This is a genomic window from Streptococcus sp. 151470009-6, assembly GCF_053628175.1.
Genome location: NZ_JBSEZF010000001.1, coordinates 101,634 through 126,158, shown reverse-complemented (window position 1 = coordinate 126,158; position 24,525 = coordinate 101,634). Strand labels below are relative to the sequence as shown.

The 24,525-nt window shown below is 41.9% G+C and carries 22 protein-coding genes; 4 read left to right on the top strand and 18 right to left on the bottom strand.

Annotation, left to right across the window (positions count from 1 at the left end):
• Window positions 1-40: 40 nt before the first annotated feature.
• The 11 genes from gyrB to ACUW6H_RS00580 all read right to left on the bottom strand — a co-directional run bounded on the left by gyrB (window position 41) and on the right by ACUW6H_RS00580 (window position 11,597).
• A complete protein-coding gene (gene gyrB, locus ACUW6H_RS00630) occupies window positions 41-1,987 on the bottom strand; it encodes a DNA topoisomerase (ATP-hydrolyzing) subunit B (protein WP_061408805.1) in 1,947 nt (648 codons plus the stop codon).
• A gap of 13 nt (window positions 1,988-2,000) precedes the next feature.
• Entirely contained in the window at window positions 2,001-2,564 is a 564-nt protein-coding gene (locus ACUW6H_RS00625) for an HAD-IA family hydrolase (RefSeq protein ID WP_454361259.1), read from the bottom strand.
• An 84-nt stretch (window positions 2,565-2,648) separates the two neighbouring features.
• Complete coding sequence (locus ACUW6H_RS00620; RefSeq protein ID WP_454359262.1) at window positions 2,649-3,203, bottom strand: DJ-1 family glyoxalase III; 555 nt, start codon at window positions 3,201-3,203, stop codon at window positions 2,649-2,651.
• A 10-nt stretch (window positions 3,204-3,213) separates the two neighbouring features.
• The gene (locus ACUW6H_RS00615; RefSeq protein ID WP_454359260.1) at window positions 3,214-4,437 is read right to left on the bottom strand and encodes an FtsW/RodA/SpoVE family cell cycle protein; all 1,224 of its coding nucleotides are present in this window, start codon (window positions 4,435-4,437) and stop codon (window positions 3,214-3,216) included.
• Window positions 4,438-4,442: 5 nt separating this feature from the next.
• Entirely contained in the window at window positions 4,443-6,932 is a 2,490-nt protein-coding gene (locus ACUW6H_RS00610) for a bifunctional DnaQ family exonuclease/ATP-dependent helicase (protein WP_454361257.1), read from the bottom strand.
• A 199-nt stretch (window positions 6,933-7,131) separates the two neighbouring features.
• On the bottom strand, window positions 7,132-7,983 hold the full coding sequence (locus ACUW6H_RS00605; RefSeq protein ID WP_096407795.1) for an NAD(P)H-hydrate dehydratase: 852 nt from the start codon (window positions 7,981-7,983) through the stop codon (window positions 7,132-7,134).
• Window positions 7,984-8,040: 57 nt separating this feature from the next.
• Window positions 8,041-8,814: an HAD hydrolase family protein gene (locus ACUW6H_RS00600; RefSeq protein WP_454359257.1), complete on the bottom strand. Its 774-nt coding sequence runs from the start codon at window positions 8,812-8,814 to the stop codon at window positions 8,041-8,043.
• A 4-nt stretch (window positions 8,815-8,818) separates the two neighbouring features.
• Window positions 8,819-9,676 (bottom strand): bifunctional methylenetetrahydrofolate dehydrogenase/methenyltetrahydrofolate cyclohydrolase, encoded by an 858-nt coding sequence (locus ACUW6H_RS00595; protein ID WP_454359255.1) that lies wholly within the window; start codon window positions 9,674-9,676, stop codon window positions 8,819-8,821.
• A gap of 149 nt (window positions 9,677-9,825) precedes the next feature.
• The gene (locus ACUW6H_RS00590; protein WP_454359253.1) at window positions 9,826-10,146 is read right to left on the bottom strand and encodes a TfoX/Sxy family protein; all 321 of its coding nucleotides are present in this window, start codon (window positions 10,144-10,146) and stop codon (window positions 9,826-9,828) included.
• Window positions 10,147-10,179: 33 nt separating this feature from the next.
• A complete protein-coding gene (locus tag ACUW6H_RS00585) occupies window positions 10,180-10,914 on the bottom strand; it encodes an amino acid ABC transporter ATP-binding protein (protein ID WP_454359251.1) in 735 nt (244 codons plus the stop codon).
• Window positions 10,914-11,597, bottom strand: a complete 684-nt coding sequence (locus ACUW6H_RS00580) for an amino acid ABC transporter permease (RefSeq protein ID WP_454359249.1) — start codon at window positions 11,595-11,597, stop codon at window positions 10,914-10,916. The genes ACUW6H_RS00585 and ACUW6H_RS00580 overlap by 1 nt, the downstream gene beginning before the upstream one ends.
• A 190-nt stretch (window positions 11,598-11,787) precedes the next feature.
• Here ACUW6H_RS00580 and ACUW6H_RS00575 point away from each other — a divergent pair, with 190 nt between their 5' ends.
• The 4 genes from ACUW6H_RS00575 to ACUW6H_RS00560 all read left to right on the top strand — a co-directional run bounded on the left by ACUW6H_RS00575 (window position 11,788) and on the right by ACUW6H_RS00560 (window position 15,458).
• Window positions 11,788-12,018: a DUF1797 family protein gene (locus ACUW6H_RS00575; RefSeq protein ID WP_000443579.1), complete on the top strand. Its 231-nt coding sequence runs from the start codon at window positions 11,788-11,790 to the stop codon at window positions 12,016-12,018.
• A 236-nt stretch (window positions 12,019-12,254) separates the two neighbouring features.
• Entirely contained in the window at window positions 12,255-14,516 is a 2,262-nt protein-coding gene (locus tag ACUW6H_RS00570; RefSeq protein WP_454359247.1) for an AAA family ATPase, read from the top strand.
• 131 nt (window positions 14,517-14,647) lie between these two features.
• Window positions 14,648-15,100 (top strand): NUDIX hydrolase, encoded by a 453-nt coding sequence (locus tag ACUW6H_RS00565; protein ID WP_454359245.1) that lies wholly within the window; start codon window positions 14,648-14,650, stop codon window positions 15,098-15,100.
• 58 nt (window positions 15,101-15,158) lie between these two features.
• Window positions 15,159-15,458 carry a DUF1827 family protein gene (locus tag ACUW6H_RS00560; protein WP_000767191.1) on the top strand — a complete coding sequence of 100 codons (300 nt, stop codon included), beginning with the start codon at window positions 15,159-15,161 and terminating at the stop codon, window positions 15,456-15,458.
• 67 nt (window positions 15,459-15,525) lie between these two features.
• Here ACUW6H_RS00560 and metK read toward each other — a convergent pair whose 3' ends face one another.
• The 7 genes from metK to prfB form a co-directional block, all read right to left on the bottom strand.
• Entirely contained in the window at window positions 15,526-16,716 is a 1,191-nt protein-coding gene (gene metK / locus ACUW6H_RS00555) for a methionine adenosyltransferase (RefSeq protein ID WP_000003908.1), read from the bottom strand.
• Window positions 16,717-17,057: 341 nt separating this feature from the next.
• A complete protein-coding gene (locus ACUW6H_RS00550; RefSeq protein WP_447265910.1) occupies window positions 17,058-18,401 on the bottom strand; it encodes a DEAD/DEAH box helicase in 1,344 nt (447 codons plus the stop codon).
• 104 nt (window positions 18,402-18,505) lie between these two features.
• Complete coding sequence (locus ACUW6H_RS00545) at window positions 18,506-19,321, bottom strand: endonuclease/exonuclease/phosphatase family protein (RefSeq protein ID WP_447265909.1); 816 nt, start codon at window positions 19,319-19,321, stop codon at window positions 18,506-18,508.
• Between the two features lie 51 nt (window positions 19,322-19,372).
• Window positions 19,373-21,559 (bottom strand): PTS transporter subunit IIBC, encoded by a 2,187-nt coding sequence (locus ACUW6H_RS00540; protein ID WP_454359242.1) that lies wholly within the window; start codon window positions 21,557-21,559, stop codon window positions 19,373-19,375.
• A gap of 220 nt (window positions 21,560-21,779) precedes the next feature.
• The gene (ftsX, locus tag ACUW6H_RS00535; RefSeq protein WP_000625559.1) at window positions 21,780-22,706 is read right to left on the bottom strand and encodes a permease-like cell division protein FtsX; all 927 of its coding nucleotides are present in this window, start codon (window positions 22,704-22,706) and stop codon (window positions 21,780-21,782) included.
• Window positions 22,699-23,391, bottom strand: a complete 693-nt coding sequence (gene ftsE, locus ACUW6H_RS00530) for a cell division ATP-binding protein FtsE (RefSeq protein ID WP_000022274.1) — start codon at window positions 23,389-23,391, stop codon at window positions 22,699-22,701. Before ftsE ends, ftsX begins: the two co-directional genes overlap by 8 nt.
• A 17-nt stretch (window positions 23,392-23,408) precedes the next feature.
• A protein-coding gene (gene prfB, locus ACUW6H_RS00525) for a peptide chain release factor 2 (RefSeq protein WP_096407823.1) occupies window positions 23,409-24,504 on the bottom strand; the annotation gives its coding sequence in 2 pieces (ribosomal slippage) (window positions 23,409-24,431 and window positions 24,433-24,504; 1,095 coding nt in all).
• Between the last annotated feature and the right edge of the window lie 21 nt (window positions 24,505-24,525).

The window sequence follows — 24,525 nt, the reverse complement described above, 5'->3', positions numbered from 1 at the left end:
ATCATATTTTTTAAACCAAGGGAACTATTTCCCACAATTTTTAGACGTCAAGTGTACTATAAACAGCGTTTTCTTCAATAAATTCGCGACGAGGTTCTACTCGATCCCCCATCAACATATCAAAGATCTTATCTGCTTCGGCAGCATCATCTACCGAAACACGCGCCATCAAGCGATGTTCTGGATCCATGGTTGTTTCCCACAATTGGTGGTCATCCATTTCTCCTAAACCTTTATAACGTTGGATGGTTGGTTTTGAACGCCCTTCACTATGACGTGCTAAGGCTTCTTGGAGTTTAATTTCCTGATCCGCACCTGGCTGGATGTATTCTTTTATTTCGCTTCCAACTTTTACTCCGTAGATTGGTGGTTGGGCAATGTAGACATATCCAGCTTCTAGGATTGGTTTCATGTAGCGGTAAATCAGAGTCAGTAAGAGGGTTCGAATGTGGGCTCCATCAACATCGGCATCGGTCATCAAAACGAGTTTTTGGTAACGAGCCTTAGTGACATCAAATTCTGCCCCAAAACCTGTTCCCATGGCTGTGAAAAGGCTCCGAATTTCTTCGTTGGCAAGAATTTTATCCATGCTGGCTTTTTCAACGTTCAAGATCTTACCACGAATTGGAAGGATAGCCTGGAACTCACGGTTACGACCAGATTTAGCTGATCCACCAGCTGAGTCTCCCTCAACGATGAAGAGTTCGGTTTCAGCAGGGTTATTTGAAGAACAGTCTGCTAATTTCCCTGGAAGATTAGAAATTTCCAAGCCAGATTTCTTGCGAGTGACTTCACGCGCACGCTTGGCAGCTACACGAGCCTTGGCAGCCAAAATCCCTTTTTCCACGATGCGCTTGGCAATCTGCGGATTCTCCATGAGGAAATCAGAAAAGGCATCGCTAAAGAGGCGGTTGGTAATCTTAACAACTTCGCTATTTCCCAGTTTGGTCTTGGTTTGTCCTTCAAACTGCGGATTTGGATGCTTGACAGAGATAACAGCTGTCAAACCTTCACGAACATCTTCCCCTGTCAGGTTGTCTTCATTGTCTTTTAGCAGTTTATTCTTGCGGGCATAATCGTTGATAACACGAGTCAGAGCCGTACGGAAACCTTGCTCATGTGTTCCACCTTCATGGGTATGAATGTTATTGGCGAAACTCATGACGTTTTCGTGGTAACCGGTTGTGTACTGCATGGCTACTTCAACTGTGATATCATCCATCTCACCGTCTGTGTAGATTGGTGTATCAAAGATAACATCCTTATTCTCGTTGATATACTCAACGTAGCTAGCAATTCCACCTTCATAGTGATAATGCTTGGTTTGTTCGAGACCTTCACGCTTGTCTGTAATTGAAATTCGAAGTCCTCGGTTCAAAAAGGCTAATTCTTGAACACGTTTGTTTAATTTTTCAAAGTCAAAAGTCGTTGTTTCTGTAAAAATCTCTGGGTCTGGTGTAAAGTGAACTGTTGTTCCTGTTTTATCTGTATCTCCAACGACCTCAAGATCAGCAACAACATGACCACGACGGTATTCTTGGTAATGAATTTTGCCGTTTTTGTGAACATGAACATCTAGTTGCGTTGAAAGAGCGTTTACTACTGATGAACCTACTCCGTGGAGTCCACCTGATACCTTATATCCGCCACCGCCGAATTTTCCTCCAGCGTGAAGAACCGTAAAGACTGTCTCAACAGCAGGACGTCCCGTCTTTTCTTGAATATCAACAGGAATTCCACGACCGTCATCCACAACGGTAATAGAATCATCTGGTTCGATAAAGACTTGGATATGACTAGCAAATCCGGCCAAGGCCTCGTCAATAGAATTATCAACGATTTCCCAGACTAGGTGGTGAAGACCTTCTTTAGCAGTCGATCCGATATACATACCTGGACGCATACGAACGGCTTCCAGACCTTCTAAAACTTGAATTTGACTGGCATCATAATCCTGTGCCTGTTGGTTTTTGATTTCTTCTGTCATTTTTTCCCTTTTCTTACATGTCTATTGCTTGTCTCAATGTCGCAACGTTATTAAAAAGATAGGCATCTAAGCCAGCAGCTATACCTGCTTCTACATCAATATTTCTGTCACCAATGACCAAACCAGATGTAATATGATATTTATCACGTAAATAAATCATGGACTCAGGATCTGGTTTTCGTTTAAAACCTGAACTGGCAGTCACTACTTCAGTGAAGTAGTTGGCTATCCGGGTCTTAGCAAGAAGTTCCAGAACTTGGTCATTTCGATGAGAAACTAAGAAATGGCGACCACCCTTGTCAGAGATGTCTTTGAGTAACTCTGGAATTCCCTCAAACAAAACTGGATGCTCTAACTCACGTGCTTCATTTTCTTTGTAGTTCTCTAAAAAATTCTCGATATCTGGAGCAAACTTCTCGATGGCAAAAGCTGTCGAAACCTTCAAGGCTTCGTAAACACAGTCGTGTTCTTGCTCTATTCCATATTGGGCCAAGATTTCTACAAAAGCTGCTGTAGAAGTCTCGTAATTATCCAATAGGGTACCACCTAAATCCCATATGTAGTCGTGATATTTCATACCCTTCATTATACCATTTTTTTATGAATAAAGCGATGATTTCCTAGATTTTTCCAAGTAAAAAACGAGAGTCTGCCTCTCGTTTTATTCTTGATTTCCAAAGACATCTCGATAGAGCATACCGACTCGTAAACTTTCGGCATCTCCTCCCAACTGATCCACCAATTCATAGGCAAAGGCAAGGGCTGTTGACGGTCCTCGGCTGGTTGTTAGATTGCCATCCACAACAACTGTTTCCTTTTGGTAAATCCCGTCAGTAATTTGCTCCTGCACACCGTCATAACAGGTAAAGTGCTTGTCTTTTAAAACACCTGCTTGATAGAGGGCAATAGGGGCTGCGCAGATAGCCGAAATCTTCTTTCCTTCTTGGTTAAAGGCTTGAATCTCAGAAATAAGGTCTTGATTATCCCGTAGATTTGCTGATCCAGGCATGCCACCTGGCAGAACGAGCAGGTCATAGTCGGATAAATCACCATCAAAGACACGATCGGCTGTTACCTGAATGTCATGTGATCCTGTCACCTGCTCCTCAAATCCTACCATATCACAGGAAATGTTTACTCGACGCAAGACATCGACTACTGTCAAGGCTTCGATTTCTTCAAAGCCATTTGCTAAGATAACTGCTACTTTTGCCATAGCGACCTCCTTATTTGATTTGTTTTAAGATAACTTTTTTTCGTTTGAACGGAACTTTCCCACTCTTTTCTTCTGCTAGATTGGTCTGGTAACTCATAGACAAGAGAAGACCGACTCCGATGAGGTTACTAATAATAGCGGAACCCCCTTGAGAGATGAAAGGTAAAGGTATCCCAGTCAGAGGAAGCAAGCCTGTCACAGCGCCAATATTTTCAAAGATATGGAAGAGCAGCATCATGATAAAGCCAGTCGAAATATAGGTATAGAACTGGTTATTTGATCTGAGCGTAATCTTCAACATCCGATAGATAAGAAGTAAGTACAAAGCAATGACAAAGACTGATCCTATGAAGCCAAAATCTTCCGCAATCACTGTGAAAATCATATCACTCTCACGTACTGGAATGAGGAGATTGGACACATTGAAACCTTGTCCAAACAAGCCACCACTTCCAATAGCAATTTGCCCTTGCGCCTGTTGGTAAGTTGTTGTTTGCGCGAAGTCAAAGGGCTTGAGCCAAGCTAAAATACGGTTAATCTGGTAGGTCGGCATCCCAATCTGGTGCAAGAAAGCACGTCCATCTTTACTGATAAAAATCGCTAGGAAGCCTCCTACTGCAGTCACTCCCGTAACAAAAACTGGAATGATAATCTTCCACGAAACGCCTGAAAGGAGCACCATTCCTGCAAAAATAGCTACAAAGACCAAGGCAGTCCCTAAGTCACTTTGTAGGGCTAAAAGAACCAGTACTGGAATAGTAAAGCCAATCATCCAAATAATCAGCAGGAAATCCAAAGGGATGGTTCGGCGCCACTCCTTGTGCTTTTGAGTGAATTGTACAATGACTCGAGCCAACATCAAGATATAGGAAATCTTCATGAACTCCGATGGCTGAAAGAGTGTCGTTCCACCGATTGATACCCAGTTCTTGGCACCTGTTGACGCTACAAGATTTGGGTTGTAGAAAACAAGAGGGAGGACCATCAAAGCTAGCCCTAGACCATAAAGATAGGGAGTCACCTTCCATAAAAACTCGGTATTGAATAACATGACGACAAAGCCAATAACAAGCCCTAAAGCAATCCAAGCGATTTGTTGACCTAGAATTGGAAGTACATTATTTGGATAGTCATGGCTAACTGCGATATAAATAGCCACTACTCCAATCACCAGTAGACAAAATACTGGTAGAAGGAGGCTATAGTCGACTCGAGAGTCGAAGGAACGTTTCATATTTTTTACCTTTTCTCTTTCTTGGATTTTTCTTTCATTCTATTGCGTCGGGATTGGAGAATATCTGCTACTGCAGACCCTAGCTGTTCTCTAGCAAGAACCCGAACTATTCTTTCTTTTGACAAGGTTTGGGCGATTTGTTTGCCATAGCGCTTGCTGACGACACGACTGTCTAGAATTACAGCAACCGAACCTTGGTCAGGCCGTCTAACAGTACGACCTAAGGCTTGTTTTAGCCGAATGATCGCCATTGGCAACTGATAATCATAGAAAGGATTTTTCCCTTCTTGGCGCAGTTCTTGGTTTAATTTTTTGGTTAACGGTTCTTGGGGATTTTGGAAAGGCAATCTCGGAATCACTTGGAGTACAAATGGATGGGTTGAAAAGTCAACTCCTTCCCAGAAACTCCCGGTTCCGAGCAAGATCTGGCGTTCGCCTTTTTCAAAACGTTTTTTCAGTTGGCTTGGTTCCCCATTTTTATACTGAGCTAGATGGGGTTGGTCGAGCAAATCTGAAACTGCCAGCAACATCTCTTTTGAGGTAAACAAAACTAATAAGGGTTCTTGAAAGGCTTGTAACCTTCGAATGACAGAAGCCACTTCACTCGCATAGTCAAAAGGCGAAACTTCGGTAACGAGAGGAAAGTCATCAATTAGATAGACTTCTTGTTGGTCCTGCTTTGCTACATCAAGCCTAACAAGTGGAGCATCTGGAAATCCCAGTAAATCTGCTAAGGAAACCCGATTGCTGATTTCAAGAGTGGCAGATACTCCTAGGAGCCTACAATCTTCTGGCAATAAATCTGCTAGTATAAAGCGACCGTTTTTGCTTGAACAAATCAAGACATCCTTGCTCGATTTCTCTGCTGGAGCAAGCCAAAATTCACGGTCCGACGTAAAAAAGTTTGCAATCTCTCTATACTCCGGGAGAGCTAACTCCGAAAAATGTTGGTGCAACTGTTCGAGAGAATCCAACCACTTTCCATTCTTAAGTCCTGACTGATACTGCTCCATCAAGTAACGACATTCAAAACCTATACTCTCAAGCAAACGTTTCTGAATCAGATCTTCCTCTGTCTCCAAGGACTTTTCAATTTGAGTTACAAGATCCTCAAGGCGATAAGCCTGCTGGGCTAGATTTTCAAGGGCTAGCAGCATTTTTTGAGCTTCATCCAAGATCACCAAACGGTTGTCGACAAACTCTGGATTGTCTTCCAAACGAGTGACCAGATAGGCATGATTGGTCAAGAGAACGCGACTGGTCTTGGCCTTTTCCTGCCCTCGTTTCCAAAAATCCTCTGTAGCAAATAAACTTTTCTTTGAAAGCTTGCCATCGTGGACTAGTTCTGGCAGAAAGTGCTGATAGCGATAAAGCTGCCCGATTTCGTCCAAGTCACCAGTCACTGTCTCCGTTAGCCAGATGAGCAGTTGCATTTTAAAGCGTGTGAAAAGACGATTGGACTCAGATCGATGGAGAACTCTGTGAAAGGCATCCAGTTTTAAATAATTTTGAGGCCCCTTGAGACTATGAATCTCCAGATGAAAAACCTCTTTTAAACGCTGACCTTCTTCTTGCATGATTTGATTTTGAAGAATTTTGGTCGGAACGCTCACTAAAATTCCAGCTTCACCCTCCAAATTCAAAGCTGGGAGGAGATAGCCGTATGTCTTACCCAATCCCGTTTGAGCTTGGATAAAAGAAGTCTGGTAATCTTCTAATAAGTGCTCAATCTTCTCCGCAAAATCCAGCTGTTGCGGACGCTCCTCCAAGCCCAATAAGGAAATGTTTTTAGCAAAATCTTTGGATAACTTTCGTGGTACTAAGGCTTGACTTTCCTTTCTGAGGAAAAGCCCATGTAGTTCTATCAATTCCGGAGAGGACAGGAGAGATTGTTGCTGATAGACCTCCTCAATCACCAGATAGCTTTCATAGAGAAGGTTATCTGAAAGGTTTAACAAGCTTTCTAAAAGCCCTTTAGGTAGCTCAAAAAGCTTTTGACGCATGTAAAGCAAGAGTTCAGCTGTTGCCTGAGCATCTGACAGGGCAGTATGGGCATGTTCCAGCTCAATGCCCAACTCTTGACAAAGGATACCTAAGTTATACTTTTCAAACTGAGGATACAAAACTTGGGCAAGCTCAACTGTATCCACCCGCGGTGTGCGCAATTCATAGCCTTCAAAAAAAAGAAATTCTGCAAGGAGGTTGGCATCAAATTGTACATTGTGCGCAACAAAAACACCGTCCTTAACCAATTCAAAAATTTTTCCAGCCACCTGAGAAAATTCTGGTGCTGCAGCCAAACGCTGATCGGTCAGACCTGTTAATTCTTTGATATGAGAATCCAAGGGTTCATGGGGATTGACGTCAGTCGCATACTGATCGACGATTTCGCCATTCTCAATCACCACAATGCCTACTTGAATAATTTTTGCCTTGCTTCCGGTGCTGGTCGCCTCTAAATCAACGACCACATACCGATTATTTCTCGCATTCATCATTAAAAATTATATCAAAAAAAGCATGATTTGACACCCCTCAACTTTGATAACAATCTTGTTTCACTTTCGAGTTCGATTAAAAATCAAGACCTTAAAAGTGAGAATTTCTCGCAAGTTCAGCAGTTGCTTGCTGGTTCTGAGGTATTTGAAAAACTTAACAGGATAGTTACATCAATACAAAAAGACAACCAAGGAATTAGCCGCCTTTTTGAGATATTTTTTTCATTTTTTTCGGAAGTGTCTTGCTAATTTCTGTTGGCAAGACAAGATAGTGTTCTTGAGCTAGTTCTTGGGCAATAGCTGAGTGCAGATGGGTCGCTACTACTACGCGTTCATAGAGATTGACATGTGGAAACTGACCTGCAAAACCTGCAATCATCCCAGCCAAAGTATCTCCCATCCCACCAGTTGCTTGATAGGGGCCTCCAACCTCCAGTTGATAGTATTCAGGTTTGCCAGCTTGCCAGATACGAGTCGCTGGACCCTTCTCGACTAGAATCGTTCCTTGAGGAAAAGATGAAAGAGCCCTAGCTGTCGTCTCAGTATTTTGATGGTCAAGAACTATACCAGACAGTCTTTCCCATTCCTTTTGGTGGGGAGTTAGGATGAGCTGACTAGATGGGAATGGCAAATGACCTTTTGCTAAGATACCCAAAGCACCACCATCAATAATCAAAATCTGGTCATTTCTGAGCTTATCAAAAACCCGTTTTACAAGTTCTTCTCCGAATGCATCCTCTCGCAAACCCGGACCTAACAAGACAACTTCTGCCTTTTCCAACTGTTCTTTTAGTAATGCTTTGTCCTTTAGAGAAAAAGCCATGGTCTCAGGTAAATGGCTGTGCAGGGCTGTGATATTCTCCTTATCCGTGCCAACAGTCACCAACCCTGCCCCACTTTTGACAGCTGCAATGGCTGACATGATGATAGCTCCCCCATAAGGATAGGTCCCTCCCAGCAAGAGCAGGCGCCCGTAATCTCCTTTATGGCTGTGACAAGGCCGTTCAATAATGACTTTTTCTAATAAAGTTTGATCAATCACTTTCATCGTTATTTTCCTCTCACTCCATTATACTATAAAAGGAGGGGCAAACCTCCTTTTACACTATTTTCTCTTAAATTCCGCAAAGGTCTGTAAGATTTTAGCTGCTACTGCTGGAGAAGGAGCTCCTTTTAGCTCTAACGTGTCATCTGCATATGGACTAAGACCAGCAAAATCTCCAATCTGGACAGAATAGAGCGACGTCTTAAACAATTCAATATCGTTTTGGTCATTGCCAAAAGCAATAAAGTTCTCTCCACACAACTTTTCAACAGTTGTCGCCTTATGAGTGTCTAAGGGATTGACATAAAGGCACTTTTCATGCGCATGATAGGACAGATGAGCCTGCCCCAGTCTTTCTAGCTGTCCAAGCAGGTCATCAAGCAAATCCTCATGGTCTCCCATATAAACGACTACCTTAATCGGAGTCCCCAAGTCCTCGAGTTTCTGATGACGAGCTACCTTTAGGGGATCCACACTAGAGATAAATGGAATCTTTTCCAAAATCTGACCACTATAGTCAAAGCAATCATCTGCAAAGAAAGGGAGATTATAGGTCTGGCAATAATCCACTAGCGCCTGATAAACTCTAGCATCGAGATTTTTCTCATAGATGACTTTCCCCAGATAATAGGCTACGCCTCCATTCAACCCTATGACCAAGCGCTGACTGAGTTCTGAACCTAATAAACCCAGGCAATCCCGATAAGATCGAGCTGAGGCAAACACAACCTCATGCCCATAATCTTCAGCCTTTAAAAGAACCTGCTGAATCTCCTCATCTATGGTCATATAGTCAAAAGACAGCGTCCCATCCAGATCAAATACGAATTTCATCTTCCTAATCCTTGTTCAGTGTACGAAGGGTTGCTTGATAGGTCTGCTCCATCAGCATGGTAATGGTCATTGGACCAACTCCACCAGGTACTGGCGTGATGTGGTTGGCAAGTGGTGCAACGGCATCATAGTCAACATCTCCACAAAGCTTGCCATTTTCATCTCGGTTCATCCCTACATCAATGACAACTGCACCTGGTTTGACAAAGTCAGCAGTCACAAACTTGGCGCGACCGATAGCTACGACAAGAATATCCGCTTGCGATGCTACTTGAGCTAGATCTTTTGTACGGGAATGAGTTAGAGTAACAGTCGCATTCTTGTCTAAAAGAAGCTGGGCCATCGGCTTTCCAACGATATTCGAACGACCAATCACGACCGCATTTTTTCCTTCCAGCTCAATCCCATACTCATGAAACATTTCCATAATCCCAGCAGGAGTTGAAGGAATCATAACTGGATGCCCTGACCATAGACGCCCCATGTTTAGCGGATGAAAACCATCCACATCCTTTTCTGGATCAATGGCAAACAAAACAGCCTCTTCGTCAATATGTTTAGGTAAAGGCAACTGGACCAAAATCCCATGCCAAGCTGGATCTTGATTGTATTTGGCAATCAAGTCTAACAATTCTTCTTGTGTAATGGTTTCAGGAACTCGCACTACTTCACTATGGAATCCTGCAGCAAGAGCTGACCGTTCCTTGTTGCGAACGTAGACTTGGCTGGCTGGATTGTCCCCAACCAAAATCACCACCAAGCCTGGAACTAAACCTGTTACTTCCTTTAGTTTGGCAGTCTTTTCAGCCAACTGTCCTTGTAACTTAGCGGCAAGAGCCTTTCCATCAATAATCTGTGTCATATCACTTCTCTTTTCTGTCAAATATCCTCTATTATATCAAAAAACACCTTGCCATTCTAACACTTCCTGACTAATAGACCTTATAGTTTGAAACTATAAGAAAAAGCTCTTGTCGAGCTTTTAGTGCCTATTGATATTAGGTAAATCTGTCATGCTTTCTTTTTAACTTTTGGAGCCGGTAAGACTTCATACATATCCCTGATCAGTCCCGCTAGAAATGACTTATCTTCAAGGTCTTCTAGTAAAATCATCTCTTTGGCTCCTTCATAAGGTCGTTCAAGCCTAGTTTGTTCCAATTGATCCATGACCACCTTCACAGGCTTCAGTAACAAACGATTATCATAGATTCCACCAATGATTTTCCCACGATAATAAATGATATACTCTCCCATCATTGGGCGATAACTTATCTCCTCTAGCTCTGATAGCTGTTCGAGAATAAAAGCTAAATATTCCTTACTGGAAGCCATGATTTTCACTCCACTTCTTCTAAAAATGAGGTCTTACAAAACCTTACTCAAAAAATCCTTGGTCCGTTGTTCTTGGGTTTGGTCAAAAACCTCCTCTGGCCTTCCATCTTCGACAACAACCCCATCCGCCATAAAGATAACACGGTCTGCTACCTCACGCGCAAAGCCCATTTCATGCGTCACAATCACCATGGTCATCCCTGACTTGGCAAGGTCTTGCATCACAGCTAGAACTTCTCCAACCATCTCAGGGTCTAGGGCTGAAGTCGGCTCATCAAAGAGCAAAACATCTGGTTCCATTGCCAGTCCACGTGCGATGGCAATCCGTTGTTGTTGCCCACCTGACAAACTCTGCGGATAGGCCTTTGCCTTATCTGGCAAGCCAACTTTTTCTAATAGTTCCAGTGCTCTCTTCTCCGCAACTTCCTTGCTTTCACCTTTGGTTTTAATTGGTGACAAAGTGATATTTTCCATCACTGTCATATTGGGAAAGAGGTTGAATTGTTGGAATACCATGCCCATCTTTTCACGCATAGCAAAAAGGTCATTTTTCTTATCTGTGATATCAACCCCTTCAAAGATAACCTTTCCCTTACTCGCTTCTTCGAGAAGATTCATCGAACGAAGGAGGGTTGATTTTCCGCTACCCGACGGACCAATAATCACCACGACTTCCCCTCTTTTGATCTCAAGGTCAATCCCTTTCAAGACTTCGTTTTTCCCAAAAGACTTATGCAAGCCTTCAATTTTCATCAAGGTTTCTGTCATTATTTTTTGTCTCCTTGTCCAATGTAATTTTCAAATGCTTTCAAAGCCACTGTCAAAATAGAAGTCATAATCAAGTAATAAAAGGCTGCAAATAAAAGAGGAGTCAAGGGTAAATAAGTTGTTGTCGCTACTGTCGTTGCACCATTCCACAACTCCATCACCCCAATCGCTGACAAAAGCGAACTATCCTTGATAATGGTAATAAATTCATTTCCCAATGCTGGCAAAATATTCTTAATTGCCTGTGGTAAAATAACATAACGCATAGCATTTTTAGGACGAATACCCAAGGAATAAGCCGCCTCCAACTGCCCTTTAGGAACTGCATTGATCCCTGCACGAACGGTTTCAGACACATAAGCACCACTGTTCATCGAGATAATCAGAATACCTGGAATCAAACGAGAAAGGTCCACACCTAGAATCCCTACTTGAATAGTAGGCGCATCGATATGCATGAGGGCAAAAGCAATCATAATTTGCACCATCATCGGTGTTCCTCGGAAAATCCATACATAGACATTTGCAAACCAGACAAGAGGTTTAAAACGTGAACGTTGAGCAAAGGCCAATAAGACACCTAGAATGGTACCGATAAAGACTACCAGAATTGAAATCACTACCGTGATAAGAGCACCATAATTAAAATAAGGTAAATACTTTGGTAAAAAGGAAAAATTCATATAAACTCAGCTTTCTAAATATCAGATTGTATGATTATAACATGTTTTGAATTAAAATTCAATATTTTTTCACTGATTTTCACCAATAATTTTATGCAGAAGAGAAATAGCGAGAAATCTTAGTTTTTTCTAGTCAAGTCCCCGTGGTTTATGGTAAAATAGTAACGATAAGAAATGGAGGAGAATCATAATGGAATCACATTTGGTTAGAATCATCAACCGCCTAGAAGCTATGACAAAAGATGGCGGAAATCTTAAACGTAATTTTGAACGTGAAGGAGTTGTTGTTGCAGAAGTTGCTTACAGCTATGACGAAGAAAATGGATCACTCTTCACCCTTCGCGATGTTGAAGCACGTGAAACCTATACCTTTGATAGCATTGACTTGATTGCAATGGAGATCTACGAACTCCTTTACTAATAGAATAACAGTGGGGAAACCTGACTGATGAACGAGAATCCTTTTTGTCCCTACAAATAGGATTTTTTCTTACCATCAGTAACAGAGATTTTCTTAGAGAACTTTCTCTAGAAATCTCCCTAGCCCAATCTTTTTACTTGCTTTACACCTTAATCATGCTATAATGAGAATATAAAAACTTTGACTATTTTTGACCTTTTATCAGGCCAAGGGTAAGAATGAAATGAGGTAGATGTATGCTCTGTCAAAACTGTAAAATTAACGACTCAACAATTCATCTTTATACCAATCTCAATGGACAGCAAAAACAAATTGATCTCTGTCAAAATTGCTATAAAATTATCAAAACGGACCCAAACAATACCCTCTTTAAAGGAATGACTGACCTAAACAATCGTGACTTTGATCCTTTTGGAGACTTTTTCAATGATTTGAACAATTTCAGACCCTCTTCTAATAATGTCCCTCCAACTCAATCAGGTGGAGGATATGGGGGTAATGGTGGCTACGGACCTCAAAATCGCGGACCCATTCAAACACCGCCTCCAAGTCAAGAGAAAGGTCTTTTAGAAGAGTATGGGATCAATGTTACTGAGATTGCCCGTCGAGGAGATATTGACCCTGTTATCGGTCGAGACGAAGAAATAATCCGTGTTATCGAAATCCTCAACCGTCGAACCAAAAACAATCCTGTCCTTATCGGTGAACCAGGTGTTGGTAAAACAGCCGTTGTTGAAGGTCTAGCTCAAAAAATCGTTGATGGTGATGTTCCCCATAAACTCCAGGGCAAGCAAGTCATCCGTTTGGATGTGGTCAGTCTAGTTCAAGGAACAGGGATTCGAGGCCAATTTGAAGAACGTATGCAAAAGCTCATGGAAGAAATTCGCAAACGCGAGGACATCATTCTCTTTATCGATGAAATCCATGAAATTGTCGGCGCAGGATCTGCTGGCGATGGCAATATGGATGCAGGAAATATCCTCAAACCTGCCCTTGCCCGTGGTGAATTGCAATTGGTCGGTGCTACTACTCTCAATGAATACCGCATCATTGAAAAAGATGCTGCTCTCGAGCGCCGTATGCAGCCTGTCAAGGTAGACGAACCAACTGTCGAAGAAACCATTATCATCCTTAAAGGGGTTCAAAAGAAATACGAAGACTACCATCACGTCAAGTATACTGATGCTGCTATCGAGGCAGCCGCTAATCTGTCCAATCGTTACATTCAAGACCGCTTCTTACCTGACAAGGCTATTGACCTTTTGGACGAAGCTGGTTCAAAGATGAATCTGACCCTGAACTTTGTTGATCCCAAAGTGATCGACCAGCGTTTAATTGAGGCTGAGAATCTCAAGGCTCAAGCTACACGAGAGGAAGACTTTGAAAAAGCTGCATACTTCCGTGATCAGATTGCCAAGTACAAGGAAATGCAGAAGAACAAGGTGACCGATCAGGATACTCCTATCATTAGCGAGAAAACCATTGAGCATATCATTGAGCAGAAAACCAATATCCCTGTTGGGGAGCTAAAAGAAAAAGAACAGTCTCAACTCATCCATCTAGCAGAAGACCTCAAGTCCCATGTTATCGGACAAGACGAGGCTGTCGATAAGATTGCCAAAGCCATCCGTCGTAATCGTGTTGGACTTGGAACTCCCAACCGCCCAATCGGAAGTTTCCTCTTTGTCGGACCAACTGGTGTCGGTAAGACAGAACTCTCTAAACAACTAGCCATTGAACTCTTTGGTTCTGCTGACAGCATGATTCGCTTTGATATGAGTGAATACATGGAAAAACACAGCGTGGCTAAATTGGTCGGAGCCCCTCCAGGCTATGTCGGCTACGATGAAGCTGGTCAATTAACAGAAAAAGTTCGTCGTAATCCCTACTCTCTCATCCTTCTCGATGAGGTCGAGAAAGCCCATCCTGATGTCATGCACATGTTCCTTCAAGTATTGGACGATGGTCGTTTGACAGATGGGCAAGGACGGACAGTTAGCTTTAAGGATGCCATCATTATCATGACCTCAAATGCTGGAACTGGTAAAGCCGAAGCCAGCGTAGGTTTTGGAGCCGCTCGTGAAGGGCGAACCAACTCTGTTCTCGGTGAACTCGGCAACTTCTTTAGTCCAGAGTTTATGAACCGTTTTGACGGCATCATCGAATTTAAACCTCTCAGTAAGGACAACCTTCTCCAAATCGTCGAACTCATGCTAGCAGATGTTAACAAACGGCTCTCTAGCAACAATATCCACCTCGATGTAACGGACAAAGTCAAGGAAAAGTTGGTTGACCTAGGTTATGATCCAAAAATGGGGGCGCGTCCACTCCGTCGTACCATTCAAGACTATATCGAGGATGCTATCACAGACTACTACCTTGAAAATCCAAGTGAAAAAGACATCAAGGCAGTTATGACAAGCAATGGCAAGATTCAAATCAAATCTGCCAAAAAAACTGAGAAAACAGAAGAGATTGCTTCTGAAAAAGAAGAATAAAACGATCTAACAGGTGCAGGAAATCTAACAATTTCTGCACCTTTTTTACTAAAATAACTGTAAATTCTTGACAGCTCGCCCCCTCGTCCATTATGATAATAATAAAGATACTAGAGAATGAGGACAGTTCAATGGCAAACCCAACTTTTGGTGAAAAAAAAGAGAATGTGACCTACCAGCCCCGCTATGGTGTGTACGCAGTTATTCCTGATCCTGAAAAAAAACAAATCGTTTTAGTTCAAGCTCCCAATGGGGCTTGGTTCTTGCCAGGCGGAGAGATTGAAGAGGGAGAAAACCATCAAGAAGCACTGAAGAGAGAACTCATCGAAGAACTAGGTTTTACTGCTGAAATCGGGACCTATTACGGACAAGCTGATGAGTATTTCTACTCTCGCCACCGTGACACCTACTACTACAATCCAGCTTATCTCTACGAAGCCATTTCTTTTGAAGAAGTACAAAAACCTATAGAAGACTTTAATCATATTGCTTGGTTTCCTATTGATGAGGCAATAGAAAAACTCAAACGTGGTAGCCACAAATGGGGAATTGAAGCTTGGAAAATCCAGCATGGAATTGGCTAAAATACACGATTTTTTCCAAAAAGTGCTATAATAGAGTTAGAAAATCGGAGGAACTATTATGAAGCTTATCAACACGACTAATTCACACTCGCAACTTGTTAAAAGCCAATTAGAAAGCACTGACGCAACGCTTGTTGAAGTCTATTCAGCTGGAAACACAGATGTGATTTTCACTCAAGCTCCTCTTCACTATGAAATCCTCATTTCCAACAAACACCGCGCTATTCGTGAACCGGAAATCGAAACCATCCAAGATTTCTTCATGAAACGCAAAATCGATAAAGATAATATCGATGAAGCTAATATCAAGACGCTTTATTCAGATAAATTGATTGAAATTTCTATTCCTACAAAATAAGAAAGCCAGCCAAAAGCTGGTTTTCTTTTGCAAAAAAAGATTGGTAGTTTCTACCAATCTTTTATTTTTATTTTACAGCTTCTTTCAAAGCATCTACCTTGTCTAAACGTTCCCAAGGAAGGTCAATATCTGTACGTCCCATGTGTCCATAAGCCGCTGTTTGACGGTAAATTGGACGTTTGAGGTCCAACATTTGGATAATTCCTGCAGGGCGAAGGTCAAAGATTTGACGGGCTGCTTTCTCAAGCTTGCTTTCAGCTACTGTTCCTGTACCGAAGGTATCGATACGGACAGAAACAGGCTGCGCAACACCAATAGCGTAGGCCAATTGAACTTCTGCTTTCTTGGCAAGACCTGCTGCAACGATATTTTTAGCAATATAACGAGCTGCATATGAGGCTGAGCGGTCAACCTTAGTCGCATCCTTACCAGAGAAGGCACCACCACCGTGACGAGAGTAGCCACCATAAGTATCCACGATAATCTTACGACCAGTCAAACCGGAGTCTCCTTGAGGTCCACCGATGACAAAGCGACCAGTTGGGTTGATGAAAAATTTTGTTTGCTCATCCAAGTAAGAAGCTGGGATCACCTCTTTAATAACCTTGCTAATCACATCATTGTGAATTTGTTCATTGCTGACATCTGGATCGTGCTGAGTTGAAATCACGACTGTGTCCACGCGCACTGGACGGTCATTTTCATCATACTCAACAGTAACTTGTGATTTAGCATCTGGGCGAAGATAGCTGATTTCACCAGATTTACGAAGTTCCGCCAAACGACGAACCAGTTTGTGACTAAGTGAAATTGGTAATGGCATGAGTTCCTCTGTCTCATCTACTGCAAATCCAAACATGAGACCTTGGTCTCCAGCTCCAATCAAGTCGAGCGGATCTTGATCTGCATTCCCACGAACTTCCAAGGCTTCGTTCACACCTTGAGCAATATCTGGTGACTGCTCAACAAGTGAAGGATGAACTCCCACTGTCTCCGCAGAAAAACCATACTCGGTATTGGTATAGCCAATCTCTGCAATGGTATCACGAACCACACGGTTAATATCCACATAGGCATTTGTCGAAATTTCACCAAAAACGTGGACAGATCCAGTGTATACAGCTGTCTCAGCAGCAACGTGCGCTTCTGGATCCTCTGCTAAAATAGCATCCAAAATCGCATCTGAAATTTGGTCTGCAATCTTATCTGGATGCCCCTCAGATACAGATTCAGACGTGAATAATTTACGTTCTGACATAAAAATGTCCCCCCTTAAAAAAATATTGTTATAGAGTTACAAAGTACTGATAAAAATCCTATCCTCTACGGTTTCGACTCGAAAGAAATAAAAACGATGTTTTTTTATTTCTGAAGCTAGTAAGGCGCATAGGGTGACCGCGTTATAGCGGCAACCGTAGAAGGACGAGCTACTTTGGAGCCGTCATTCTTTGCGAGTTACAAAGTACTGATAGAAATTTCTACCATCTTATCGGGACTATATAACCTTATCATTATACCACTTTTTATTTTTTTTTGCAGTATTTTTAAAAATTCATAAAATGAAGTTAAAAAAGGAGCTATGCAGCTCCAATTTTATACTTAAAATGTTTGGCGTTTAGCTTTACGCTCGGCACGGCCACGCGCACGATTTTCAGCACGCTTGGTTTTGCGACGTTTTTCATCTACCGCCCATTGAATCTTCTTCTTATAGCCTGGTTTGACTTTTTTCTTTTTCTTTTTGACTAAGCCAATCATTTCAATATCAAGCTTATCCTGCTTCTTTTCACGGTTGGCACGACGATCACGATCATAGGTATCTTGAAACTCTCCGTCTTTGACCATCTTAGGAGTAAACTTGATTCCTAATTTCTCCAACTCACGGATATCCGAGTCATCGCTTGGCTGGTAAAGGGTAATAGCTGTACCAGGCAGTCCGTTGCGACCAGTTCGTCCAACACGGTGAACAAAGAAGGACAAGTCTTGCGGAATGGCGTCATTGATGACATGACTAACCCCTTCAATATCAATTCCACGCGCTGCCAAGTCCGTTGCGACAATGTACTCAAAATCAAGATTTTTCACCTGATTCATGATCCGCTTGCGCTCACGAGGGGCAATATCCCCATGAATCTTAGCCACCTTCAAACCTTGAGCTGTTAGATATGTATGCAATTCATCTGCACGAGTTTTGGTATTTACAAAAATCATAGCCAAATAAGGCTGCATGGCTTGCGTCAACTCATAAATCTGAGCATTCTTATCTCGTCCCTTGGTCGAAATCAACCAGTTATCAATGGTCTCAGAAATGACTGTTTTTGTTTTGATTTTTTCCATAACAGGATTTGACAAATATTTTTTCAAGAATGGCTGCAACTTCTGTGGAATGGTTGCTGAAAAGACCATGAATTGCAAGTCCTTAGGAAGGCTTCCTGCTATCTTATCAACTGTCTCTAAGAATCCCATATCCAAGGTCATATCGGCTTCATCGACAACAAAGGTCTTAGCCTTGTGAATAGCCAGATCACCAGATTTGACCAAGTCATAGATACGACCTGGAGTCCCGATGACAATGTGGGGCTGGTTACTTGCCAATTTATCAATCTGACGTGCCTTATCCGTCCCCCCCACATAATTAACCACACGAACTTCGACATCCGAGTGGGCCGCAATCTGACGTGCTGCTTGGTAGATCTGAGTAGCTAACTCACGACTTGGAGCAGTAATGACCGCCTGCACACTATCGCTAGTTTCATCTAATTGCTGGAAAATTGGTAACAAGAAAGTATGAGTCTTTCCAGAACCTGTTTTTGATTCACCAACCAAGTCACGACCTGCCAAGACTATAGGAATTAACTTATCTTGAACCTCTGTAGGAGTCTCAAATTTCAACTCCTCCAAGGCTTCTGCTATATAATTTTTAAATTGAAATTTCGTAAATGACATGCTATCCTCGATTCTATTCATCTAACCATTATACCATATTTTGAACATTTTCAGTAGTTAAGTCCGACTAGCAAAAAATGAAAGGGAACAATCCCTTTCATTTTCTATTTCCAGTTTAAAATGGCATTCAAACCATAATGATCACTGACTTGTGGACCATTCTGCCCATCAAAAACCACATGCAAACTTTCTACTTCTAACTCTTTCGTTGTAAAGACATAGTCAATTCGAAGCGGTTCAGTATTGCCTTTCCAACCATCAATTTCTGGTGGAACGGTATAGCTACCACTTCTCTCCTTAGCAACTTCAAAAGCATCTTGTAACTCTAGAGGACTAGCTAGGATCGCTTGATAACCTTCCTGACCAGCTGGATTATTGAAATCACCTGCTAATATTAGAGGTTTCTTCAAATCTTTCAGTACAGCCTGGAATCGTGCCCATTCTTCCTGAAAACCTTTATCCCACCATGAAAGATGGACGCTTGCAAGAGCGAGTTCTTTACCCTCAACTTCCGTCTCTACCAAGGCGACACGGCGAGTATGGTAGTCTGTTGGATCATCTACATCCGAAACTAAAATCTCACGCGCTTGAATAGGTGTCTTGGATAAGATAGCAACACCCTCATGGTAGCGGTCATAACCGATATGGTTATAGGCCCAGGTCCAATAGTAGCTTCTTCCTTTCTCAGCCAATTTTTCAACCAAAAGTCTAACATAGTGGTCTTGGTGAATTGGCTCTGCCGCTGGCAAAGCTTGATAGAGGTCATTAACCTCCACCTCAGGAGAAGTGATTTCCTGATTGATTTCTTGGAAACAAATCAAATCATAGTCTTTATCAAGAATATCTTGGAGCAAGAGCTGGAATTTTTCTTCTGCTTCTTTCTCCATCCAACTATGAGTATTGAGTGTTAAAAATTTCATGCTTTTCTCCTAAAACAAGAGGTTGGAAAACAGCTTCCAACCTCAAGTATATTACAATTCTACTTTTGCAACTGCTGTTTTCGCTGCAAGAGAACCAGTTTGTTCTAATTTAACAGATTTAATTGCTTCAGCATTTGTGAAGACAACCACTGTTGAAGTTTCACGATCTGCTGCACGGATAGCATCCAAGTCAGCTGTAACAAGAAGATCACCAGCAGCAACCTTTTGTCCTTCAGCTACGTGAACTGTGAATGGTTTTCCTTCAAGACTTACTGTGTCCAAACCGATGTGAACAAGTACTTCAAGACCTGCTTCAGTCACAAGACCGAGAGCATGTTTAGTTGGGAAGACACTTGATACAGTACCAGAAACTGGAGATACGATATTTCCATTTGCTGGTTCTACTGCAAAACCGTCACCCATCATTTTTTGAGCAAAAACAGGATCTTTAACTTCGCTCAATTCAACAACTTGACCATCAGCTACTGAGTAAACTTCCTCTGTTACACCTTTGTAGTGTACAGTGTTTTGTTGAGCTTCAGTCATTTGGCTTGGAAGAGTTTCAGGAATAATTTCACCTGAGTCAAGAATATCTTGAATATCAGATTTCAATACGTCAGCTTTTGGTCCGTAGATAGCTTGGACACCTTGTCCTTTCATGACAAGACCCATAGCTCCTTCTGCTTTCCATTGTTCCTCAGTACCAACGCGATCTGCATCTTTAACAGTTACACGAAGACGAGTCATACATGCATCCACATCTACGATATTTGCACGACCACCAAGAAGGTTAATGATATTTACGGCTTGAGAAGCTGCTGCAACTTTTGGAGTTCCAGAAGCTGCTTCTTCTGATACTCCTTCAGCTGTTTCGTAGTTTCCGTTACGTCCTGGGGTTGCGTAGTTGAATTTCTTGATCATGAAGTTGGCAATGAAGTACATGATAACCGCAAAGAGAACAGTTACCCAGATAAAGTTAACGATATCCATACCAATACCAGCATTAATTGCCAATGGTGTACGAGTCAAGAATTCAATTGAACCGAATGAGTGGACACGAAGGTGAACAATATCTGCCATAGCAAAGGCAGCACCTTGAACTACTGAATAAACAAGGTAAAGCGGTGTCGCGATGAACATGAACATATACTCGATAGGTTCAGTAACCCCTGTCAAGAATGTTGCAAGGGCTGTCGCAATCATCATACCCTTGTATTGGTGTTTCTTGTCAGCATCAACATTGCGGTAGATAGCAACGATGACACCCATCAAGATACCAAATGAACCGATCATTTGTCCAACTTTGAAACGAGCTGGATGTACTGTATCTAACAAGTGTTGGTATTGACCAGCATCAGTACCTTTAAGGTTTACAAGGTCTGTTACCCATGCAAGCCAAAGTGGATCTTGACCAAATACTTGGCTACCTTTTGCTGCACCAGTTAAGACTTCATAAGTACCACCAAGAGCTGTGTAGTTCATTGGGATAGTCAACATGTGGTGAAGACCAAATGGCAAGAGCAAACGCTCCAAAGTACCATACAAGAATGGTGCTAAAATTGGTGCAGTTTCTTGAGAGTTTGCAATCCAGATACCAAAGCTATTGATACCTGTTTGAACAAGTGGCCAGAAAATTGAAAGAACAATAGCAGCAATTACTGAACGAACAATAACTACAAACGGTACAAAACGTTTTCCGTTAAAGAATGAAAGTGCATCAGGAAGCTTACGGAAGTTATAGTATTTGTTAAAGGCAGTTGCCCCTATAAAACCAGAAATAATCCCTACGAAAACACCCATGTTAAGTGCTGGAGCTTCCATAACACTGATAAAGTAATCAGAAACTTTGATTGACCCACCCAATAGTGTTGAAACCATAGCATTTGGATCTTTTAGCATATCGCCAGATACGCCAAAGATTGTACCTGTGATACGGTTGATAAGGATAAAGGCAAGACCAGCAGCAAAAGCACCACCAGCGCGTTCTTTAGCCCAGCTTCCTCCGATAGCAAGGGCGAACAAGATATGAAGGTTAACGATAACTCCCCAACCGATTTGCTCTAGTACACCACCAGTAATTACAAGTGGTGAAAAGTTAGGGTTAATCATCACGAGCGACTTACCGATTGAAATCATCAATCCAGCCGCTGGCATAACAGCGATAACCACCATCAAAGCCTTACCGAATTTTTGCCAAAACTCGAAAGACAAGACATTTTTGAATGTAGCTTTCATCATTCAAATCTCCTTTATTTTATTTTAGGCAAACGTTTTACGAAAACGTTTGCACCAACTTATATACTAATTATACCACTTTTTATTTTTTTGTAAAGGCTTTTATAGAAAAATTTTCTCCTTTTTCTTAAATTTTTATACAAAAAAGAGAAGTTCTTTAAAACTTCTCCTTTAAACTGTCTGGATATTTCCACTAAGCTATGCAATTTGCATTGATATCCAATTAAATTTTCAAGAATCGACGCATTGAAATTCCTGATCCGATTGATCCAATGAAGATTCCGATGACAAACAAGAGAACTGTCATCAAAGGAATAAATAGATCTGGCGTAATCATGGATAGGTTTTGACCAACCAAGGATTTATTGACAGACTGGTAAACCATATTGTAGATAAAGAATACTAGGACTGAAGGAATAGCTGCTCCAAATAAACCAATGAAGGCACCTTCCAACAAGAATGGACCACGGATGTAACTATTCTTAGCTCCTACCAGACGCATGATCTGAATTTCACGACTACGCGAAATAATGGTGATACGAATGGTATTGGAAATCAAGAAGACCGCGATGAAAATCAAGAGTCCTGCAATAATCAATCCCCACACACGGATGAAGGAAGCTAGTTCAAAGAGTCGTTGAGTGTTGGCTCCACCATCTTGAACTTCTGAAACCCCCTCGATTTTCTTAGCATCTTCAGCTACTTTCTTTACATCACTTGGAGATTTGGTATCTACGATATAGGCATCATAGAGTGGGTTGGCATCCCCTTCAAAGACCTTCCAGTCATCCCCCATCGTTTCAGTCAATTTTTGGTATTGCTCCTCTTTACTTGAGAAGGTAACGCTTTTTACAGCTGGCATAGCTTTCAAAGCATCATAGACCTTGTGGTAGTCATTGTTGGTAACTGTCTGACCTTCTTTTTCAATCGTTTCACTGTTATCAGCCACATCCTTACGAATGTAAACCATGACACGAACGTTGTTTTCAATATCGGTAGCTAGTTTAGCTGTGTTAAAAATTACGGATGCAAACAGGGCAACGAGTGTCAAGGTAATCATAACCGAACTCACTGCTGCTACTGTCATCCAGCCATTTCGCTTTAAACTTTTAAGTGATTCAAATAAATGGCGAAAAAATCTACTAATCATCGTATCCATATTCTCCTTTTGCTTCGTCACGAACGACACGGCCATTTTCAATGGCAATGACACGGTGGCGCAAGGTATTTACAATCTGACTATTATGGGTAGCCATCAATACTGTAGTACCTTGGAGATTGATGCGTTCCAACAGATTCATAATTTCCCAAGAATTATCTGGGTCCAAGTTTCCTGTCGGCTCATCGGCAATCAAGACTTTCGGATTGTTGACAATCGCGCGAGCAATGGCAATCCGTTGTTGCTCTCCACCTGAAAGTTCATTAGGGAATGAACGAACCTTATGTTTCAAACCAACTAGGTCCAAAACTTCCATCACACGTTTTTTAATGGTACGGCGGTTCTCACCGATTACTTCCATTGCATAGGCAATATTTTCATAAACGGTTTTCTTTGGCAAGAGTTTGTAGTCCTGAAAGACAACTCCAACACTACGACGAAGAAGAGGAATATCTTTCTTCTTGATTTTAACCAAATTAAAACCTGCAACTGTTAAACTACCTTTTTCAATCTTTACTTCTCGATATAAAGCTCGAATAAAGGTGGACTTCCCTGCTCCTGAAGGTCCTACAATGTAGGCAAATTCTCCCGGTTCAATAGTGACAGACACACCACGCAAGGCAGTCGTCCCGTTGTCATACTTTTTGACAACATCTCGCATTTCAATGATTGACATGTGAGTTCCTTTCTATCTTAGCTGATTCTCCATTTGAGATAGGCATCGATGAAACCATCTAGATCTCCATCCATAACCTTATCTACTTGGGCAACTTCAAAGCTCGTACGGTGATCTTTCACCATAGTATAAGGTGTGAAGACATAAGAACGAATCTGACTTCCCCAAGTGATTTCTTTTTTCTCACCTTTGAGGGAATCAACTTCTGCAGCTTTCTTTTCTTGCTCCATTTGATAGAGCTTAGCCTGCAACATCTTCATAGCACGATCTCTATTTCCATACTGGGTACGATCGACTGTCGATTGAACGACTGTCCCCGTAGGAATGTGCGTCAAACGCACACCTGTTGAAACTTTATTGACGTTCTGTCCACCAGCACCACCTGAACGGAAGGTATCCATTTTGATATCGTCGTCACGGATTTCTACTTCGATGGTATCATCTAACTCAGGCATAACTTCCACAGAAGTAAACGAAGTGTGACGACGTTTAGCAGAGTCAAATGGTGAAATACGGACCAAACGGTGAACACCCATTTCCGACTTGAGAAGACCGTAGGCATTTGGACCTTCAAAGGACAAGGTCACAGACTTGATGCCCGCTTCATCACCAGCTTGGTAATCCAAGACTTCAACTTTAAAGCCTTTTGCATTTCCATAACGAGTGTACATACGAAGTAACATATCGCCCCAGTCCTGAGCCTCAGTCCCGCCTGAACCTGGATGAATTTCCAAAATTGCATTATTATGGTCATAAGGTTCTGACAAGAGAAGCGTCATCTCATAGCTGGTCATCATCTTATCCAACTCAGTTAGTTGCTCTACCAGTTCATCATGGACTGACTCGTCTTCTGCTAAAAAGTCTAATAAAATTTCAACTTCATCCTGCGACTCCTCCATTTTATGGAAGGTGTTGTAGGTATTTTTTAATTCATTTAATTCTTGCGACGTTTTTTGGGCCGCAATATTATCGTTCCAAAAATCAGGTTCTGTCATCTTGTTCTCCAAGATGGCAATCTCTTCCTCTAATCCTTCGAGGTCAAAGAGACCCCCTGAAAGAAGCTAATTTTTCACGATTTGCATCAATTTTTTGACGAATTTCTGAAATGTCCATAAATACTCCTTTTCATATCGT

Coding starts and splice junctions, on each gene's coding strand:
- ACUW6H_RS00590 (WP_454359253.1), bottom strand. CDS start 10,146: ATGGCTTCCAGTAAGGAATATTTAGCTTTTATTCTCGAACAGCTATCA.
- ACUW6H_RS00620 (WP_454359262.1), bottom strand. CDS start 3,203: ATGGCAAAAGTAGCAGTTATCTTAGCAAATGGCTTTGAAGAAATCGAA.
- ftsX (WP_000625559.1), bottom strand. CDS start 22,706: ATGATTAGTAGATTTTTTCGCCATTTATTTGAATCACTTAAAAGTTTA.
- ACUW6H_RS00625 (WP_454361259.1), bottom strand. CDS start 2,564: ATGAAATATCACGACTACATATGGGATTTAGGTGGTACCCTATTGGAT.
- ACUW6H_RS00600 (WP_454359257.1), bottom strand. CDS start 8,814: ATGAAATTCGTATTTGATCTGGATGGGACGCTGTCTTTTGACTATATG.
- ACUW6H_RS00545 (WP_447265909.1), bottom strand. CDS start 19,321: ATGAAATTTTTAACACTCAATACTCATAGTTGGATGGAGAAAGAAGCA.
- ACUW6H_RS00605 (WP_096407795.1), bottom strand. CDS start 7,983: ATGAAAGTGATTGATCAAACTTTATTAGAAAAAGTCATTATTGAACGG.
- gyrB (WP_061408805.1), bottom strand. CDS start 1,987: ATGACAGAAGAAATCAAAAACCAACAGGCACAGGATTATGATGCCAGT.
- ACUW6H_RS00560 (WP_000767191.1), top strand. CDS start 15,159: ATGAAGCTTATCAACACGACTAATTCACACTCGCAACTTGTTAAAAGC.
- ACUW6H_RS00565 (WP_454359245.1), top strand. CDS start 14,648: ATGGCAAACCCAACTTTTGGTGAAAAAAAAGAGAATGTGACCTACCAG.
- ACUW6H_RS00580 (WP_454359249.1), bottom strand. CDS start 11,597: ATGAATTTTTCCTTTTTACCAAAGTATTTACCTTATTTTAATTATGGT.
- ACUW6H_RS00550 (WP_447265910.1), bottom strand. CDS start 18,401: ATGTCATTTACGAAATTTCAATTTAAAAATTATATAGCAGAAGCCTTG.
- ACUW6H_RS00595 (WP_454359255.1), bottom strand. CDS start 9,676: ATGACACAGATTATTGATGGAAAGGCTCTTGCCGCTAAGTTACAAGGA.
- ACUW6H_RS00575 (WP_000443579.1), top strand. CDS start 11,788: ATGGAATCACATTTGGTTAGAATCATCAACCGCCTAGAAGCTATGACA.
- ACUW6H_RS00585 (WP_454359251.1), bottom strand. CDS start 10,914: ATGACAGAAACCTTGATGAAAATTGAAGGCTTGCATAAGTCTTTTGGG.
- ACUW6H_RS00540 (WP_454359242.1), bottom strand. CDS start 21,559: ATGATGAAAGCTACATTCAAAAATGTCTTGTCTTTCGAGTTTTGGCAA.
- ACUW6H_RS00570 (WP_454359247.1), top strand. CDS start 12,255: ATGCTCTGTCAAAACTGTAAAATTAACGACTCAACAATTCATCTTTAT.
- ftsE (WP_000022274.1), bottom strand. CDS start 23,391: ATGTCAATCATTGAAATGCGAGATGTTGTCAAAAAGTATGACAACGGG.
- ACUW6H_RS00610 (WP_454361257.1), bottom strand. CDS start 6,932: ATGAATGCGAGAAATAATCGGTATGTGGTCGTTGATTTAGAGGCGACC.
- ACUW6H_RS00615 (WP_454359260.1), bottom strand. CDS start 4,437: ATGAAACGTTCCTTCGACTCTCGAGTCGACTATAGCCTCCTTCTACCA.
- metK (WP_000003908.1), bottom strand. CDS start 16,716: ATGTCAGAACGTAAATTATTCACGTCTGAATCTGTATCTGAGGGGCAT.